Annotated in this window: 16 protein-coding genes; 11 read left to right on the top strand and 5 right to left on the bottom strand. The window is 64.0% G+C overall.

Features of this window, described 5'->3' with window-relative positions:
- Window positions 1-119 precede the first annotated feature (119 nt).
- Window positions 120-1,562: a DUF389 domain-containing protein gene (locus SPBM01_RS06690; RefSeq protein WP_410483028.1), complete on the top strand. Its 1,443-nt coding sequence runs from the start codon at window positions 120-122 to the stop codon at window positions 1,560-1,562.
- A gap of 4 nt (window positions 1,563-1,566) precedes the next feature.
- On the opposite strand, the gene SPBM01_RS06685 is transcribed toward SPBM01_RS06690, so the two are convergent.
- On the bottom strand, window positions 1,567-2,298 hold the full coding sequence (locus tag SPBM01_RS06685; protein ID WP_188064566.1) for an SIMPL domain-containing protein: 732 nt from the start codon (window positions 2,296-2,298) through the stop codon (window positions 1,567-1,569).
- A gap of 200 nt (window positions 2,299-2,498) precedes the next feature.
- On the opposite strand from SPBM01_RS06685, the gene SPBM01_RS06680 reads away from it, so the two are divergent.
- From SPBM01_RS06680 to SPBM01_RS06660, 5 genes are all read left to right on the top strand, one after another.
- Window positions 2,499-4,280 (top strand): ABC-F family ATP-binding cassette domain-containing protein, encoded by a 1,782-nt coding sequence (locus SPBM01_RS06680; protein WP_188064565.1) that lies wholly within the window; start codon window positions 2,499-2,501, stop codon window positions 4,278-4,280.
- 74 nt (window positions 4,281-4,354) lie between these two features.
- Window positions 4,355-5,074, top strand: a complete 720-nt coding sequence (locus SPBM01_RS06675) for a VIT family protein (RefSeq protein WP_188064564.1) — start codon at window positions 4,355-4,357, stop codon at window positions 5,072-5,074.
- Between the two features lie 40 nt (window positions 5,075-5,114).
- Window positions 5,115-5,660, top strand: coding sequence for a glutathione peroxidase (locus SPBM01_RS06670; protein WP_188064563.1), 546 nt, complete (start codon window positions 5,115-5,117; stop codon window positions 5,658-5,660).
- Window positions 5,661-5,674: 14 nt separating this feature from the next.
- Entirely contained in the window at window positions 5,675-6,982 is a 1,308-nt protein-coding gene (locus SPBM01_RS06665) for a M20/M25/M40 family metallo-hydrolase (protein ID WP_188065590.1), read from the top strand.
- A 145-nt stretch (window positions 6,983-7,127) separates the two neighbouring features.
- Window positions 7,128-7,778 carry a trimeric intracellular cation channel family protein gene (locus tag SPBM01_RS06660; RefSeq protein ID WP_188064562.1) on the top strand — a complete coding sequence of 217 codons (651 nt, stop codon included), beginning with the start codon at window positions 7,128-7,130 and terminating at the stop codon, window positions 7,776-7,778.
- On the opposite strand, the gene SPBM01_RS06655 is transcribed toward SPBM01_RS06660, so the two are convergent.
- Together SPBM01_RS06655 and parE are read right to left on the bottom strand one after the other, a co-directional pair.
- Complete coding sequence (locus SPBM01_RS06655) at window positions 7,775-9,049, bottom strand: serine hydrolase (protein WP_188064561.1); 1,275 nt, start codon at window positions 9,047-9,049, stop codon at window positions 7,775-7,777. The genes SPBM01_RS06660 and SPBM01_RS06655 overlap by 4 nt on opposite strands.
- Entirely contained in the window at window positions 9,046-11,022 is a 1,977-nt protein-coding gene (gene parE, locus SPBM01_RS06650; protein ID WP_188064560.1) for a DNA topoisomerase IV subunit B, read from the bottom strand. Before parE ends, SPBM01_RS06655 begins: the two co-directional genes overlap by 4 nt.
- A gap of 160 nt (window positions 11,023-11,182) precedes the next feature.
- On the opposite strand from parE, the gene SPBM01_RS06645 reads away from it, so the two are divergent.
- On the top strand, window positions 11,183-12,022 hold the full coding sequence (locus SPBM01_RS06645) for an outer membrane protein (RefSeq protein ID WP_188064559.1): 840 nt from the start codon (window positions 11,183-11,185) through the stop codon (window positions 12,020-12,022).
- A gap of 118 nt (window positions 12,023-12,140) precedes the next feature.
- Here SPBM01_RS06645 and SPBM01_RS06640 read toward each other — a convergent pair whose 3' ends face one another.
- On the bottom strand, window positions 12,141-12,854 hold the full coding sequence (locus SPBM01_RS06640; RefSeq protein ID WP_188064558.1) for a GcrA family cell cycle regulator: 714 nt from the start codon (window positions 12,852-12,854) through the stop codon (window positions 12,141-12,143).
- A gap of 127 nt (window positions 12,855-12,981) precedes the next feature.
- Between SPBM01_RS06640 and SPBM01_RS06635 the strand changes: the two genes are divergently transcribed.
- On the top strand, window positions 12,982-13,842 hold the full coding sequence (locus SPBM01_RS06635; protein ID WP_188064557.1) for an ABC transporter permease: 861 nt from the start codon (window positions 12,982-12,984) through the stop codon (window positions 13,840-13,842).
- A gap of 4 nt (window positions 13,843-13,846) precedes the next feature.
- On the opposite strand, the gene SPBM01_RS21865 is transcribed toward SPBM01_RS06635, so the two are convergent.
- Window positions 13,847-13,969: a hypothetical protein gene (locus SPBM01_RS21865; RefSeq protein ID WP_262504347.1), complete on the bottom strand. Its 123-nt coding sequence runs from the start codon at window positions 13,967-13,969 to the stop codon at window positions 13,847-13,849.
- A gap of 152 nt (window positions 13,970-14,121) precedes the next feature.
- Here SPBM01_RS21865 and wecB point away from each other — a divergent pair, with 152 nt between their 5' ends.
- The 3 genes from wecB to wecC all read left to right on the top strand — a co-directional run bounded on the left by wecB (window position 14,122) and on the right by wecC (window position 17,079).
- Entirely contained in the window at window positions 14,122-15,255 is a 1,134-nt protein-coding gene (gene wecB, locus SPBM01_RS06630) for a non-hydrolyzing UDP-N-acetylglucosamine 2-epimerase (protein ID WP_188064556.1), read from the top strand.
- Window positions 15,256-15,422: 167 nt separating this feature from the next.
- Window positions 15,423-15,659 (top strand): hypothetical protein, encoded by a 237-nt coding sequence (locus SPBM01_RS06625; protein WP_188064555.1) that lies wholly within the window; start codon window positions 15,423-15,425, stop codon window positions 15,657-15,659.
- 124 nt (window positions 15,660-15,783) lie between these two features.
- A complete protein-coding gene (wecC, locus tag SPBM01_RS06620) occupies window positions 15,784-17,079 on the top strand; it encodes a UDP-N-acetyl-D-mannosamine dehydrogenase (protein ID WP_188064554.1) in 1,296 nt (431 codons plus the stop codon).

Below are 17,079 nucleotides of genomic sequence, written 5' to 3'. Positions count from 1 at the left end.
CAGGTGGTGAATGATGGGGCGCGTTTGAAGATGGAAAGCCGTTCCGCCATCCCCTATGCCGTTGGACTATGACGACAGAAGATTCCAGAACAATAGCCGATCCCTCCGCATGGAAAGTCGTGCCGCGTTGGTGGCGGGGCCATGTCATTCGGGAAATCGACCATCAGAGCGTCGTGGACCGGGTGCGGGAGGATGATGGCTGGAGTCCGCGCTATGCCTTCATGATCCTGATGTCTGCGGGTATTGCGGTGCTGGGCCTGTTGCTGTCGTCGCCCGCCGTGGTGATCGGCGCGATGCTGATTTCGCCGTTGATGGGACCGATCGTGGGGCTGGGCTTTGCGTTGGCGACCACAGATTCGCGGGAAATCCGGCGGACGCTGACCGCTTTGGCAGGCGGCGCGGTTCTGGCCGTGTTGTTTACCGCACTGATCGTGCTGATGTCGCCGTTGCAGACAGTCACCAGTGAAATTGCCGCGCGGACCCGGCCCAATCTGTTCGACCTGATGGTTGCGCTATTTTCGGCGCTGGCCGGTGCCTATGCCATGATCCGGGGCAAGGAAGGGACTATCGTGGGGGTGGCGATCGCCACGGCGCTTATGCCCCCGCTTGCGACGGTCGGCTTTGGTCTGGCGACGTTGAACGCGACGGTCGCGGGCGGGGCGTTTCTGCTATTCTTCACCAACTTCGTGACGATCGCGCTGGCGGTCGGCATCATGGCGCGGCTTTATGGCTTCGGACGGGAATTGTCGCCCAGCCAAAGCTGGATGCAGACGGCGTTCATCGCTGCCATCTTCCTGGGCCTGGCGGTGCCGCTGGGTCTGTCGTTGGGACAGATTGCGTGGGAAGCCAGGGCCGCACGCGATGCGCGCGATGTCATCAAGCGGGAATTTGCCGGCGGCGCGCGGATCAGCCAGATCGACCTGGATTTCGAGGCAGAGCCAATTGCCGTCACCGCAAGCGTGTTGACCAGCGTGTATCAAAAAGGCGCGGATGCCAGAGCGAGCCGGGCCTTGAGCGCCATGCTGGGCCGTCCGGTCGCGCTGGACATCGAACAAATCCGGGTTGGAGAGGGCGTTGGTGCGGAAAGCGCGCAGCTATTGGCGGTGCAGAGCGCGCGCAGGGAAGTGCAGGGGCTGGTCGATCGCATGACCGATCGCCTAGCCCTGATTGCCGGAGTGAATCCTGATGCGGTAACGGTCGATACCGTCCACAAACGGGCGGTCGTTCGGGCCAAGCCGCTGCCCGATGCGGGCCTGGCTGCCTATCAGGCGCTGGAGGTTCGGGCAGCGGCCATGGCGCCGGGCTGGATCATCGAAGTCGAACCGCCTGTGCTGGCCCTGCCGCCGCTTGATCTGGACAAGGAAGGGCGCGCCACCAGCAAGGAGGCACTGGAACTGGCGCTATGGGCTTCGCAACGCACGGGCATGGCAGTGGACATGGCGGTGCGGCGCGAAGGTGATTTTCCTGCGCTCAAGATCTTTGCCGAACGGGGCGTGGACGCGCGGCTGGTCAAGGGTGCCAGCGCGGATCGTGCGATCCTGCGCTGGCGGCTTGACCCTTAAGCTATCACCGTTCCAGCGCATATTGGACGGTCAGCGATACCGATGCGCTGACCAGGCCGGGTTCGACCGGCGTTGTCGGCGCAGCATCTGCCTTGAACCGTGCGCTTTCCATCATCGGCATGGGGCGGTTGCCGCCGCTGCTGCTTTCGCTGATGGTCAGGAGGCGGGCGGAGCGGAAGCCCGATGCCTGGGCGTAGAAATCCGCCTGCGCCTTTGCGTCCTTCAACGCTGCGCCGCGCGCCTGCGCGATCAGCGGAGCAGGATCGTCTATGGCGAAGCTGGGACCGTTGATGCTGGTTGCGCCGGCCGCCACCATCGCGTCGAGCAGCGCGCCGGTCTTGCGCACGTCGCGGACTTTGACGGTCAACTGGTTGGACGCTTCATAGCCAGTGAAGCGCGGCCCTGCCGGTTCGCCCTCGCGCTGATTATAGTCATATTGCGCCGACAGATTGATGCCGCTGGTCTGGATGTCCTTCTTCGCAATGCCCGCCTTGGCCAGTGCGGCGACCAGCTTTTCGGTCTTGGCGGCATTGTCGCGCGTGGCCTGCTGCGCGGTCATGGCCCGGCTCTGGACGCCGGTGCCGACGGTCGCGATGTCGGGCGCCCCTTCGACGCTTTGCGTGACGTTGAGCGTCACGACCGGCGCGGTTTCGGCGATGGTCACGCTGGTCTGGGCAAGGGCCGCGACGGGCAGCGATGCGGTGGCGAGGGCCATCAGGGCGAAGGCGGATTTCATGGCGGGAAACTCTCCAATTGGGATGCAGTGCTTTTGTGACGGCTGCGATGAATGGACGCTGACATGCGTTGAAAGCCTTCCGACAGCTTTCCGGTTCCCTCGCTCTTGCCCCGCCGCGCACGAACGCCATTTTTGATTTCCGCATTTTCCGAGCCGGCAGGTGGTTCCACCTGCCTCAAAAATGCTCTAGCTGCACGCCCATGGCAGCACCTCTTCTCTCCTATGAAAATCTCGGCCTCTCGCAAGGCTCCCACTGGTTGTTCGAGGGGATCGAAATTCATGTCGGCCAGCGCGACCGGCTGGCGCTGATCGGGCGTAACGGCGCGGGCAAGACGACGCTGCTGAAACTGGTCGCCGGGATCATCGAGCCTGACAAAGGCACGCGGTCGGTGCAGCCGGGCGCGCGGGTCATCATGCTGGAGCAGGATCCCGACGTGACCGCCTATGCCACGCTGCATGATTTCGCGATGGCGGGCGAGTTTGCGCCGCCGGTTCATGAGGTCGAAGCCATTGCCGACCAGTTGGGCATCGACCTGTCGCGCGAGGCGAAAACCGCGAGCGGGGGCGAGCGTCGGCGCGCCGCGATCGCCCGCGCGCTGGCGAGCGAGCCGGACCTGCTGTTGCTGGACGAACCGACGAACCATCTGGATATTGCCGCGATCGACTGGCTGGAAAACTGGCTGGCGCGCTATAATGGCGCGTTCGTGGTGATCAGCCATGACCGGGCGTTCCTGACCCGGCTGACGCGGCAGACCTTATGGCTGGACCGGGGCATCATGCGGCGCAGCGAAATTGGCTTTGGCGGGTTCGAACAGTGGATGGAAGCAGTCTATGCCGAAGAGGCACGGGCCGCCGACAAGCTGGACGCGAAGCTGAAGATCGAGGCGCACTGGCTGGAACGCGGCGTTACCGCGCGGCGCAAGCGCAACCAGGGGCGGCTGGCCAAGCTATGGGAAATGCGTGAAACGCGCGCGGCGATGAACGGGCCGCAGGGCATAGCGAAGATCGCGGTGGCCAGCGACGACAGCAAGACCAAGAGCGTCATTAAGGCCGAGCATGTCACCAAGATGTTCGGGGACCGGACGATCATCGATGATTTCACGTTGCGGGTGCAGCGCGGCGACCGGATCGGCATCGTGGGTGGCAATGGCGCTGGCAAATCCACGCTGCTCAAGCTGATGACTGGCGAACTGGCGCCTGACAGCGGCAGGGTGACGCTGGCCCAGACGCTCGACATGATCTTCATCGACCAGCAGCGCAGCCTGATGCAGGGCGACAAGACGGTGCGCGACGTGTTGTGCGAAGGGGGCGACTGGATCGACGTGCGCGGGGTGCGCAAGCATATCCACGGTTATCTCAAGGACTTTCTGTTCGACCCGTCGCTGGCCGAGGCAAAGGTCATGACATTGTCGGGCGGCGAGCGGTCGCGCCTGCTGTTCGCGCGGGAATTTGCCCGCGAATCGAACCTGCTGGTGCTGGACGAACCGACCAACGACCTTGACCTGGAAACGCTCGACCTGTTGCAGGAAGTGATCGCCGATTATGACGGTACGGTGCTGATCGTCAGCCATGATCGCGATTTTCTGGACCGGACGGTGACGGTCACGCTGGGGCTGGACGGGACGGGCGTGGTGGACGTGATCGTGGGTGGCTATGCCGACTGGATCGCCAAGCGCGACCCGCGCAAGGCGGCGAAGGCCGAAAGAAAAGCGGTCGCCGCGCCGCCACCGCCGAAACCCGTGTCGGCCAAGCTGACCTACAAGGACCAGCGCGACCTGGAACTGCTGCCCAAGCGAGTCGAGGAACTGGAGGGGGCGATTGCCCGCGATGAGGAGTTGCTGGCCGACCCGGCGCTTTATACGCGCGATCGCAAGCGGTTCGATGCGCTGACCGGCGCGATCGAAAAGGCGCGGGCGGAGAAAGAAGCGGCGGAAATGCGCTGGCTGGAACTCGCGGAAAAGGCGGAAGGATTGGCGGGGTAGCGTTGCCCGCCTTTCTTTCGACAGGCTCGGCGTGCATGGATGCCGGGATAGGGGCCGGATGAAGGGGCTGATCGATGGACGTGCAGACGGATACCGCAATCGACCAGCCGCACCATGCGGTCCATTATGTCAACCGCGTCGGGTGGCTGCGCGCCACGGTGCTGGGGGCCAATGACGGCATCGTGTCCACTGCCAGCCTGATGACCGGCATTGCTGCGTCGGGCGCGCAAAGCCACACGATATTGCTGACGGGCATTGCCGCGCTGGTGGCGGGGGCCATGTCGATGGCGGCGGGCGAATATGTCTCCGTCAGTGCGCAGTCGGACACCGAACGCGCCGACCTGGCCAAGGAACGCCATGCACTGGCGGCGCAACCGCATGAGGAATGGGCCGAATTGCGCGACATCTATGTCGAACGCGGACTGACGAGTGATCTGGCGGGGCAAGTGGCGCAGCAATTGATGGCCGCCGATGCGCTGGGCGCGCACGCGCGCGACGAACTGGGTATTTCCGAGTCGGCGACGGCGCGGCCGGTGCAGGCGGCGCTGGCGTCGGCCGCCAGCTTTGCCGTGGGGGCCGCGCCGCCGGTGCTGGTCGCGGCGATCGTGCCTGCTGGTAGCGCGATTGTCGCGATCGTCGGACTGTCGCTGCTGTGCCTTGTCCTGCTGGGTTATGTCGGGGCGCGGCTGGGCGGGGCCAGGGTGCTGCGCTCGATTTTGCGCACCCTGTTCTGGGGCGCGCTGGCGATGGCAGTGACGGCAGGTGCGGGGCATCTGTTCGGCGCGGCGATATAATGGCAGGTTCGACGCAAATATATTCAAAGGAGACGATCATATGACCGACATTCAGCAGATTCCGCTCAAGACCATCAAGGGCGCCGATGCCAGCCTGGCCGATTATGCGGGCAAGGTCGTGCTGGCCGTCAATGTGGCGTCCAAATGCGGCCTGACCCCGCAATATGAAGGGCTGGAAAAGCTCTATGCCGAATATAAGGACAAGGGGCTGGTGGTAGCAGGCTTTCCCGCCAATGATTTCGGCGCGCAGGAACCGGGCGACAATGATGAGATCGCGACGTTCTGCACCACCAATTTCGGCGTGGAATTTCCGATGTTCGAAAAGATCGTCGTCACTGGCCCGGACAAGCACCCGCTCTATGCGGCGCTGACCAGCGCGCAGCCGGACGCGCAGGGTGAAGGCGATGCATTTCGCGAGAAGCTGAAAGGCTATGGCATGACCCCCAACCCGGTGCCGGAAGTGCTGTGGAATTTCGAGAAATTCGTGATCGCCAAGGATGGCAGCGTTGCCGCCCGTTTCGCGCCGACCACGGCCCCTGACGATGCGGCCTTGGTCGCGGCGATCGAGGCGGAACTGGCCAAGTGATCCGGGCATCGGTGATGGGCGCGCTGCTGATGGGCAGCGCGCCTTTGGCACATGCCGCCCTCAGCCCGGCAGAGCAGAAAATCGCCGCAACGGTCGAGGCGGGTTATGAACCCGCCATCGGCCTGCTCGAAAAAGTGGTGAACCAGAATAGCGGGTCCATGAACCTGGCGGGGGTGAGGGCCGTCGCCGACATGCTGCGCCCGGAATATGAGGCGCTGGGCTTTACCGTGACGTGGAAGCCAATGGATGCGGCCAAGCGGGCGGGGCATCTGATCGCGGTGCATAGGGGCAAGGCGGGTGGCACGAAAATGCTGCTGATCGGGCATCTGGATACGGTGTTCGAACCGGATTCGCCGTTCCAGAAGTTCGAGCGTAAAGGCGGCGCTTCTGGGGGTGATTGGGCCGCTGGTCCCGGCGTTGCCGACGACAAGGGCGGGGTCGTGACGATGCTGCTCGCATTGAAGGCGATGCAGGCGGCAGGCACGCTGAAAAACGCCAATATCGAAGTCGTGCTGACCGGGGATGAGGAGGATTCGGGCGATCCGATCACCATTGCGCGGGCGGACCTGATCGCGGCGGGCAAGCGGGCCGACGTGGCACTGGATTTCGAAGGGCTGGCGCAGGACAATGGCAAGGATATGGGGTCGATCGCGCGCCGATCCTCCAACAGCTGGACGCTGACTGCGACGGGCAAGTCGGGGCATAGCTCCGGCATCTTTTCCGCCAGTGCGGGCGATGGCGCGGTCTATGAACTGGCGCGGATCATCGTGGCGTTTCGCAAGGCATTGCCGGAACCGAACCTGACCTTCAACGTCGGGCTGATCGGCGGCGGGCAAAGTGCGGACGTGGACAAGGATGGCGTGCGCATCGCCGTTACCGGCAAGACCAACATCATCCCGCCGATCGCCGTGGCGAAGGGCGATTTCCGCACGCTCAGCGAGGATCAGACCAAAAGGGTGCGCGCGAAGATGCAGGCCATTGTGGACGCGGATCATCTGCCCGGCACCGGTGCCAGCATCGCGTTCGACATGGGCTATCCGTCGATGGCACCCACGACGGGCAACCGCGCATTGCTGGCCAAATTGAACGGGATCAACGCCGATCTGGGACTGGCGGCGATGCCCGAACTCGATCCGTTGAAGCGCGGGGCAGGCGACATCGCTTTCGTCGCGGCGGACACGGACGGGCTGGTCGGGCTGGGGCTGGCGTCCAGTGGCGACCATAGCCCGGCGGAAAGGGCCGACCTGTCGACGATGAAACGCCAGGCCAAGCGCGCCGCGATATTGATGAGCCGGCTGGCGGGGGAAAAGGGGCGGAAATAGGGAGCGCGCCGCCGTTTAGAATGGTCTGATTGAGGAGCATGTTCCCGCGTAGGCGGGAACCCAGGCCCGCCGTTCGAACTGGGTTCCCGCCTGCGCGGGAACACACCCTGCTTCAATCATGCCAGGAAAGGGGCTAGACCACGCCATGCTCCCACCCACGCCCCTGCTCGCCAATTCCATCGGTCCCGTGCTTGAAACATTGAGCATCGTCGGCACTTTCGTCTTTGCCGCGTCCGGTGCGCTGGCGGCGGCGCGGTTGCGGCAGACGCTGGTGACCTTCGCTTTCTTCGCGCTGGTGACAGGCGTTGGCGGCGGAACTTTGCGCGACCTGTTGATCGGTGCGCCGGTATTCTGGGTGGTCGATCCGGTTCCGGCCATCGCCTGCATGGTGGCCGCGGTGGTCGTGTGGTTCACGCCGCGCACTTTCTGGAGCGTGCGGGCGCTCGACTGGCTGGATGCGATCGGGCTGGCGGCGTTCGCCGTGTTTGGCGCGGCCAAGGCAATGAGCTTCGGCGTGCCGCCCTTCGTCGCGGCAATGATGGGGGTCGTGACGGGCTGCGTCGGCGGGATCATGCGGGATCTGCTGGCGGGGGAACCGTCCATCCTGTTGCGGCCCGAATTATATGTGACGGCGGCGGCCTTTTCATCCGGCCTGTTCGTGGCGCTGCGCTGGGTCGGGCTGGACGTGCCGGTGGCAGGGGTTATCGCCGCGCTGCTGGGCTTTGCCTTGCGTGCGGTGGCGATCCGGCGCGGGCTGGGCCTGCCAGTCTATCGGGACGAGGACGGCGAGCGTTAGTCCGCCGCGATCAGGTTGAGCGCGCGAGTCATCAGCGCGACGAAGCGGGGTTCATCGACGCGGGCGGCCGGGTTGTTCCAACTGCCCGATATTGCGAACCAGCGCCCGTCGTGCGCCTGCGCCAGAAACGTCATCGCGATGACACCCGGTTCCGACCCGCCCTTATACCCCAGATAGCGCCAGCGTTTCGCGTCGGCAGGCGCGATGCCGGGGTTGATCGCCATGATCGGCAGCGCGCCGCCACCCTGCCGCCGCAGAACGTCCATCAGCACGATCAGATCGCGCGGGGCGGCGAACCATTCGATGCTGTCGATCGCGCTTGGCCGTTCGGCGACGCTGCCAATATCGACGGCGGCGGCGGTCAGCGTGGCGGCATGGTCGCGCAATAGCGCGCGTCTCTGGTCGGGCGTGGCGGCGGCATAGCGGCGGGCGAGGTCCGACTGCGCGGGCATTTTGAGGGCGAAGGCTTCTGCGGTGGTCAGCAGGGGCAAGGTCTGGTCGGGCTGCGCATGGCCGGCGCGCGTGACCATCATATCGACCTTCTCCCGCCCCAGCGCGCGGAGCAGCGTATCGGCGGCGCTATTGTCGCTTTCGGCGATCATCGCGGTGGCCAGGCTGTGCAGGGTCATGGGTGCGCGGTCGGGCCAGTGCATCAAGCGTCCCGAAAAGCTTTTGGGGCCAAGCGGGACGGCATCGCTCCAGCGCCGCTCGCCTGCCGCGACGGCACGGGCCAGTTCGGCCAGGATGTAGAGTTTGAAGGACGATCCGGTCGCCATCGGTGCATCGGCGCGGTGCTGCTGGCTCCACACCGGCCCGGCATCGGTCAGGCGGGCGATGGCGAAGCTGGCGCTGCCGGGCAGGGCAGATATGTCCGCCACGATCCGGTCCATGCTGTCGCTGGTCAGGCTTACGCCCACGACGTGCAGGCCCACGACCCGGTTGGGCGGTTGCGGCGCGACGACCAGGGTGAAACCGACCGTCGCCTTCTCATAACGGATTTCGACTTGCCCGGTGGTCGCGCTTTCCTGCCGCACAGCGCCCAGCGCCAACACTTTGCCATGGCGGGCGCGCAGATCGGCGGCGATGGCACGCCACCGTTCCGGCGGCACGGCGTCAAGGAACAGGGTGGAGAAAAAGGCATTCTCCCCGCCGGATTCGCGCAGCAGGGCGGGCAATTGCGCCGCACGCGCTACATAGGCCGGTGTTTCCAGTGCGCGCGCGGGCAGCAGCACCAGCCACAACAGGGCCAGCACTGATGCCAGAACCCTCATGCGTCGATGGCTGCTTCGTCCACCGCCGCTGCATTTTCCTGAATGAAGGCGAAGCGGTGGGCCGGGTTTGTCCCCATCAGCCGGTCGACCAGATCGCGCACCCCGGCGCGTTCCTCGACATCGGCGGGCAGGGTGATGCGGATCATGCTGCGGGTCTTGGGGTCCATGGTGGTTTCGCGCAATTGCATCGGGTTCATTTCGCCCAGCCCCTTGAAGCGGCTGATCTCCACCTTCTTGCCCTTGAATTCTTTTTTCAGCAGCGCCTCGCGATGGGCGTCATCCTTGGCATAGAGGCTCTTGCCGCCTGCCACGATGCGGTAAAGCGGCGGCTGCGCCAGATAGAGATGCCCGCGCCGCACCAGTTCGGGCATTTCCTGAAAGAAGAAGGTCATCAGCAGCGTGGCGATATGCGCGCCGTCCACGTCCGCATCGGTCATGATGACGATGCGTTCGTAGCGCAGATGGTCGGGGTTACAGTCCTTGCGCGTGCCACAACCCAGCGCCAGGATCATGTCGGCGATTTCCTGATTGGCCAGGATCTTGGCATTGTTGGCGGACGCGACGTTCAATATCTTGCCGCGCAGGGGCAGAATCGCCTGCGTCTTGCGGTCGCGCGCCTGTTTGGCAGAACCGCCGGCAGAATCGCCTTCGACCAAAAAGATTTCAGCGCCTTCCGGGTCGTCGTTGGAACAATCCGTCAGCTTGCCGGGCAGGCGCAGCTTGCGGCTGTTGGTTGCGGTCTTGCGCTTGACCTCCTTCTCCTGCTTGCGCTTGAGCCGTTCGTCCATCCGGTCCAGAACATAGGCGAGCAGCGCCTTGCCCCGGTCCATATGGTCGGTCAGATAATGGTCGAAATGGTCGCGCACGGCGTTTTCCACGAGCCTTGCAGCGTCGGGGCTGGTCAGCCGATCCTTGGTCTGGCTTTGAAACTGGGGTTCGCGGATGAACACGGATAGCATGATTTCCGATGACGTCATGATGTCGTCGGCAGTGATGTCCTTCGCCTTCTTCTGCCCGATCAGATCGGCAAAGGCACGGATGCCCTTCACCAGCGCCGCGCGCATCCCCGCTTCATGGGTGCCACCGTCGGGGGTGGGGATGGTGTTGCAATACCAGCTATAGCTGCCATCCGACCAGAGCGGCCAGGCGACGGCCCATTCGACGCGCCCTGCTTCCGCCGGAAAATCCTGATTGCCGGAAAAGAACACGCTGGTGGCACATTCGCGGTCGCTCACCTGTTCCTTGAGATGATCGGCCAGCCCGCCGGGAAACTGGAACACGGCCTCGACCGGCGTATCGTCGCTGATGAGTTCCGCCGCGCATTTCCAGCGGATTTCCACCCCCGCGAACAAATAGGCCTTCGACCGGGCAAGACGGTGGAGGCGCGCGGGCTTGAACTTCTGTTCGCCGAAGATTTCGGTGTCGGGAATGAAGGTGACGGACGTGCCGCGCCGGTTGGGGGCCGCGCCGACCTTTTCCAGCGGCGTGACCGGCAAGCCCTGCGAGAAGCTCTGCCGGAACAATTCCTTGTTACGGGCAACCTCTACAATGGTGGTGATCGACAGGGCGTTGACCACGCTGATGCCCACGCCATGCAGGCCGCCCGACGTGGCATAGGCCTTGCCCGTGAATTTGCCGCCCGAATGGAGCGTGGTCATGATGACTTCCAGCGCCGATTTGCCGGGGAATTTGGGGTGCGGATCGACCGGGATGCCGCGCCCATTATCCGTGATGGTCAGGCGATTGCCCGGTTCCAGCGTGATTTCGATGCGCGTGGCATGACCCGCCACGGCCTCGTCCATGCTGTTGTCCAGCACTTCGGACGCCAGATGGTGCAGCGCACGCTCGTCCGTGCCACCGATATACATGCCCGGCCGACGCCGGACCGGCTCCAGCCCCTCCAGCACTTCGATGGCCGAGGCGTCATAGCCGGGGGAGGATGTGGGCTGGGCAGCAAACAGGTCATCAGGCATGGCGACAAGCTATAGGCGGGCGGGCGGCGGGCGCAAGCACTGTGGTGCAAATGCAACAGACATGAAATGTTACATCGGCCAGTGAAACAAAAGCGTCCGCCGGGCCGTTTGCGAAGCGCAGTTGGGTTTAGATACCCGATCAGGCCAGGAGATTTATTCAATGCAATTCAACCGTATCGCGCCGATTGGCGCCGCTCTGGCGTTCGCGCTGGCAACCCCCGCCTTCGCGCAAGACAGCGGCACGACCGACTGGACCGGCCCCTATGTCGGTGGCTCGTTCGGCTATAACTGGCAGAAAAGCGATCAGGGCGAACATCTGCGTTTCGACACCAACGCCGATGGCACCTATAATGACACGATCCGCACGACGACCGGCGCAAATGCCTTTTCGCCCGGCACCTGCGGCGGTTCGGCACGCGGCGCGACTCCGGCTGCTGGCTGTAACGATGACAAGGACGCGATCGGCTGGATGGGTCATGTCGGTTACGACATGCAGTTCGGCAGCATCGTTGCTGGTGTCGTCGCCGAAGCGGGTAAGGCATATATCAGCGACAGCGTGAGCGAATATTCGACCACGCCAGCCTTTTATGAAATGACGCGCCGGATCGACTGGAACGGTAACCTGCGCGCCCGTCTGGGTTACACGACGCCGGGCGGCATCATGCCCTACATCACCGGCGGTCTGGCCTATGCGAAGGTCGAGAACAGCTTTGCCACCAACAATGCGGCAAACAGCTTCACGCAGTTCGACAATAAGGAAGACGCCTGGGGTTACACCATGGGCGGCGGTGTGGAAGCCAAGGTTTCCGACAATTTCTCCATCGGTGCGCGCTATTTGTGGACCCGCTATAATGTCGGCGACTATCGCGTCGATGTCGGCGCGGGCAGCGCCCCTGCGACCAACCCGTTCCGCATCACCCCGTCGGGCGGCGCGAGCATCAACCGTGGCGACAAGTTCGACACGCAGAGCGTGATGGTCACGACCAGCTTCCGCTTCTGATCCAGAATGATGTCCGGTCAGGTGGTAGTGCCTGATCGGACATCGGCTGCGCCAGACATGAAAAAGGCCCGGTTCCTGCGCAGGAACCGGGCCTTTTTTCGTAACAGGTCGAACGCGATCAGCGCACGCGCGGACCGCCGAAGGGCAGCGGCGGGGGCGGGCGGCGGGTGCCGCGCGGCAATTGCGCCTGATAGGCGCGACCGCAATGTTCGACGCAATAGGGGAAGCCGGGGTTCACCGTTTCACCGCAGAAATGGAAGTCCGGCTCGCCCGGATGGCCCATCGGCCATTTGCAGATCCGTTCGGTCAGGTCGAGCAGCGACGTCTTGCCCGCAATGTCCGCGCTAGGCTTGGCCGGGACCAGGCGGCGGGGCGGGGCGGGCGGGATCGGCGCCTGCTGATCGCCCGGACCCTGACGCAGGAAGCCGCCCGGACCGACCGACACGATGCGCGGCTGGGGTGGGCGCACGGGCTGTTCGTCGCTGGCACCGACAGGTGCTGCGGCAGGGGCAGCCGCCACCGGAGCGGCAGGTGCTGGCGCGCGCACGGGCGCGGCGGGAGCTTCGACCACGGGTGCGGCGGCGCGGGGCGCTTCTGCTTCCGGCGCAGCGGCGGCGGGCGCAGGCTTGCGCACGGGCGCGGCGACGGCGGGCTTTTTGCTGCTATCGTTCGCCTTCACTGGCGAAGGGCGGGATTGCAGGCCCAGGCGATGCGCCTTGCCGATCACCGCATTGCGGCTGACCCCGCCCAGTTCTTCGGCGATCTGGCTGGCGGTCAGGCCGCGCTCCCACATCCCTTTGAGCTGGTCGATACGCTCGTCGGTCCAGGACAATGAAACACTCCTCAAAAAACAGGCATGGCTTCCTATATAAGAAGCGGGCGCGCAGGTTCAAATGTCACGACACAGGAATGAACTGCGCGCTTGCAGCACAACGTCCCAGCCGATAGTCGATCCAGTCATGAACGACCAGCCCAAAATTACCGCCGCGCCTTCGACGCCCGCACCCTTCGCCGAACCGGGCGTGCCACAGATTCGCAACATCAACTGGGCAGGCACCTGGGCGCTCTATACCAAGGAAGTGCGCCGTTTCATGAAGGTGCAGTTACAGACCGTGTGGGGACCGGCAATCACCACTTTGCTGTTTCTGGTCATCTTCATCGTCGCGCTGGGGGGCAGCGGGCGCGTGGTGATGTTGCGTGGACAGGCGGTGCCATTCGCCGATTTCGTTGCGCCCGGCCTTATCATCATGGGCATGATCAACGCCTGCTTCGCCAATGCCAGCTTCCCGCTGATGGTCGGCAAGTTGCAGGGAACGCTGGTCGATTATCTGATGCCGCCGATTTCAGTCGGCGAATTACTGGGCGCGCTGATTGCTTCATCGGTCACGCGCGCGCTGTTCGTGGGCGGGGCGCTGTGGGGGGCAATGGCACTGTGGCCGGGCGTCCATGTCACGCCCGCGCATCTGTGGGCAGTGCTGTGGTTCGGCGTGATCGGCACCAGCTTCATTGCGTTTCTGGGGGTGTTGACCTCCATCTGGTCGGACAAGTTCGATCATAACGCAGCCGTTACGAATTTCGTCATCGGGCCGCTGGCGCTGCTGTCCGGCACTTTTTATTCCATCGACCGGCTGCCCCCTTTCTTTCAGGGGATCAGCCATGCCAATCCCTTCTTCTACATGATTTCCGGTTTCCGCTATGGCTTCGTCGCGGCGGCGGACATCAATGTGCTGGTGGGCAGCAGCGTGCTGCTGGCGCTCAACATCCTGCTGGGGACCGCTTGCTACATGCTCCTGAAACGCGGCTGGAAGATCAAGGCCTAAGCCTTTAGATAAAGGCGGCGAATATCGGCACGAATGTCCGCAGGATGATCAGCGTCACCAGCGCGATCAGCCAGTGCCACCAGCGGGGCAGGGCGTTGTCCGCCTGATCGAGCCATGGCCAGTTCATCGGGCTTCCCGGTTCTGCTCTGTCATGGCGCGGCGCATGGCATTGGTTCCTAACCCTGCCCACACTTCATTGCAAATCGGCGCGCTTGTTCAGGCGATGGTTACGATTTTCTGCCAGTGCGTTCGGCGCAACGGCATAATCGAAAGACCCGAATGAAAATCGCGCACCAGAAGATCGCCATCGTGTTCGGTACGCGGCCCGAAGCGATCAAGATGTTTCCGGTCATCCACGCCCTGCGCGCGATGCCGGGCGTGGACACGCGCGTCATCGTGACGGCGCAGCATCGCGGGCTGCTGGATCAGGTGCTGGACATTGCCGGAATCACGCCCGACATCGACCTGGACGTGATGGTGCCGAACCAGACGCTGGACGGGCTGACTGCCAAGCTGATCTTGGAACTGGGCAAGGCGTTCGACATGGAACGGCCCGACCGGGTGGTGGTGCATGGCGACACGCTGACGACCATGGTGGCCAGCCTGGCGGCCTATTATCGCAAGATCCCGGTCGCCCATGTCGAAGCGGGGCTACGCAGCGGCGACATTCACCACCCCTGGCCGGAGGAAGTGAACCGCCGCGTCGTTGCCTGCATCGCCGACATGAATTTCGCGCCCACGCAGGCCGCCGCCGACGCGCTGCTGCGTGAAAGCCGGGACGCGGCGGGCATATATGTCACGGGCAATACCGTGATCGACGCGCTGCTGGCGACGCGCGACCGGGTGCTGGCCGATCCGTCGCTGGCCAGCGGCCTCGACGATCTGGCCATGCGTTTCGCGGGCAAGCGGATCATTGCCGTCACCAGCCACCGGCGCGAAAATTTCGGCGGGGGGATGGAAGCGATCGCCCGTTCCATTGCGGACATCGCGGCGCGGCCCGACGTGGCGGTGATTTTCCCCGTCCACCCCAACCCCAATGTCCGTCCGGTTATGGATGCCGTGCTGGGCGACCTGCCCAATGTCGCGATGATCGAACCGCTCGACTATCCCCATTTCGTCCGCCTGCTCGACATGTGCCATCTGGTTCTGACCGACAGTGGCGGGGTGCAGGAAGAAGCGCCTTCACTGGGCAAACCCGTGCTGGTGATGCGCGAAACGACCGAGCGACCCGAAGGGGTGGAGGCCGGGACCGCCAGGCTGGTCGGCGCGGATCGCGACAGGATCGTGGCGCAAGTGCTGGCATTGCTCGACGACGATGCGGCCTATGACGCCATGGCGCGCGCGCATAATCCCTTTGGCGATGGCAAGGCGGCGCAGCGGATCGCGCGGGTCATCGCAACGGGGGCGGAATAAAAGCGGCGACGCCATGGGGCGGACCTGTTAGGGGACGGCATCGCCGCGAACCCTGCCCGCAAGCATTCGCCGTGACCGAGAGACAGATCGCGCTCCCGCTTGCCAGGCAAGGCGCGTTTTATGTCCTTTATCACCCTTTCATCACTGTCCATCTCGGTGTCGCGCGCATGAGCCGGGCCATCAACGTCAACGCCGAAGTCAAGGACGTGCAGGCCTTATGCGCCAAGCATGACATCGCCATTTCGACGATCGAGCCGCTGACGTCGGGCGGCACCCGTGTCGTCCTGCTCAACCCCATCGGGGCCGATCGCATCCGCGAATTGCTGAGCAAGAAGATCATCACCGAAGCCATCGTGCGTTCCCCCCTGCACATGGCGCGCCAGCCCGCGCCGCGCTACCGCTAAAAAGCGCAGCTTCCGCCCCCGCTTCGGACGATATCTGTCCGTCGCGTGGGGGAGCGTTACCGAAATCTTCAGCATTTCCGGGCAGAAAACGGTCGACTTTACCGTTTGAAGGATTGCCCGACCCATGCCCGTCGATGCCAAGCAGAAGGTTTCCGTCATTGGCCTGGGCTATATCGGCCTGCCTACCGCTGCGTTGATCGCCCGTGGCGGCGCGCAGGTGGTGGGGGTCGATGTGTCCGCCCATGTGGTGGAAACCGTCAATTCGGGCCGGGTCCATATCGAGGAAGTCGATCTCGACGGACTGGTGCAGGGCGTTGTCGCACGCGGCAATTTGCGCGCCAGCCTGACCGTCGAGGATAGCGACGTGTTCATCATTGCGGTGCCGACCCCGGTATCGGAAGATCGCGCGCCTGACATCAGCTATGTCCTGAAAGCCGCCCGCACCATCGCGCCGGTATTGAAGGCGGGCGACACCGTTATCCTTGAATCCACCTCGCCGGTCGGCACGACCGAAGCGATGCGCGACGTGATCGGCGGGATGCGCCCCGACCTCAAAATGCCCGCCAAGGGCGTGGCAGGCGACATCGCCATCGCCTATTGTCCTGAGCGGGTTTTGCCCGGTCGCATATTGGTCGAGCTGATCGACAATGATCGCTGCATTGGTGGCATCACCCCCCGTTGCGCCCGCAAGGCGCTGGGATTCTACCGTCAATTCGTGCGCGGCGCGTGCATCACCACCACCGCCCGCGCGGCGGAAATGGTCAAGCTGGTCGAAAACAGCTTCCGCGACGTCAACATCGCATTTGCCAATGAATTGTCGGTGATCGCGGAAAATATGGACATCGACGTGTGGGAAGTGATCCGGCTGGCCAACCGCCATCCGCGCGTCAACATCCTGTCGCCCGGTCCCGGCGTCGGCGGCCATTGTATCGCGGTCGATCCGTGGTTCATCGTCCATGGCGACCCGGAAAATGCCCGCATCATCCGCACCGCGCGCGAAGTGAATGACGGCAAGACCGACTATGTTGTGGCCAAGGCGTCCGACATGATCGACGCTTTCGCTGGTGAGGACGTCGCCTGCCTGGGCCTCGCGTTCAAGGCGAATATCGACGATTTCCGCGAAAGCCCGGCAGTCAAGGTCGCCGCGCGCCTCGCGCGTCGCTATGGTCGCCGTATCAAGCTGGTCGAACCCTATGCCCATGCGGTGCCGATGGAGTTTGCCGGCACCGGCGCGGAACTGGTCGATCTCGATACGGCTCTGGAACAATGTGGCGTGTTCATCATTCTTGTCGATCATGACATGTTCAAATCTGTCCCCGTCGACGAACGCGCCGACAAGGCTGTCTATGATACGCGCGGCATCTGGCCCGACCAGCCGCGCCGCGCCATTGAGACAGCGCCCGGCCGACTGGCGGTGTAA

The organism is Sphingobium sp. KCTC 72723 (assembly GCF_014280435.1).
In the GTDB taxonomy this organism is placed as follows: domain Bacteria; phylum Pseudomonadota; class Alphaproteobacteria; order Sphingomonadales; family Sphingomonadaceae; genus Sphingobium.
Note: the sequence above shows the minus strand (reverse complement) of the source record. Positions and strands in the feature narration are given on the sequence as shown.

Bases quoted from the DNA above. Each gene is read 5' to 3' on its own strand.
- SPBM01_RS06685 (WP_188064566.1), bottom strand. From the start codon at position 2,298: ATGAAATCCGCCTTCGCCCTGATGGCCCTCGCCACCGCATCGCTGCCC.
- SPBM01_RS06680 (WP_188064565.1), top strand. From the start codon at position 2,499: ATGGCAGCACCTCTTCTCTCCTATGAAAATCTCGGCCTCTCGCAAGGC.
- SPBM01_RS06675 (WP_188064564.1), top strand. From the start codon at position 4,355: ATGGACGTGCAGACGGATACCGCAATCGACCAGCCGCACCATGCGGTC.
- SPBM01_RS06670 (WP_188064563.1), top strand. From the start codon at position 5,115: ATGACCGACATTCAGCAGATTCCGCTCAAGACCATCAAGGGCGCCGAT.
- SPBM01_RS06665 (WP_188065590.1), top strand. From the start codon at position 5,675: ATGGGCGCGCTGCTGATGGGCAGCGCGCCTTTGGCACATGCCGCCCTC.
- SPBM01_RS06660 (WP_188064562.1), top strand. From the start codon at position 7,128: ATGCTCCCACCCACGCCCCTGCTCGCCAATTCCATCGGTCCCGTGCTT.
- SPBM01_RS06655 (WP_188064561.1), bottom strand. From the start codon at position 9,049: ATGAGGGTTCTGGCATCAGTGCTGGCCCTGTTGTGGCTGGTGCTGCTG.
- parE (WP_188064560.1), bottom strand. From the start codon at position 11,022: ATGCCTGATGACCTGTTTGCTGCCCAGCCCACATCCTCCCCCGGCTAT.
- SPBM01_RS06645 (WP_188064559.1), top strand. From the start codon at position 11,183: ATGCAATTCAACCGTATCGCGCCGATTGGCGCCGCTCTGGCGTTCGCG.
- SPBM01_RS06635 (WP_188064557.1), top strand. From the start codon at position 12,982: ATGAACGACCAGCCCAAAATTACCGCCGCGCCTTCGACGCCCGCACCC.
- SPBM01_RS21865 (WP_262504347.1), bottom strand. From the start codon at position 13,969: ATGAACTGGCCATGGCTCGATCAGGCGGACAACGCCCTGCCCCGCTGG.
- wecB (WP_188064556.1), top strand. From the start codon at position 14,122: ATGAAAATCGCGCACCAGAAGATCGCCATCGTGTTCGGTACGCGGCCC.
- SPBM01_RS06625 (WP_188064555.1), top strand. From the start codon at position 15,423: ATGAGCCGGGCCATCAACGTCAACGCCGAAGTCAAGGACGTGCAGGCC.
- wecC (WP_188064554.1), top strand. From the start codon at position 15,784: ATGCCCGTCGATGCCAAGCAGAAGGTTTCCGTCATTGGCCTGGGCTAT.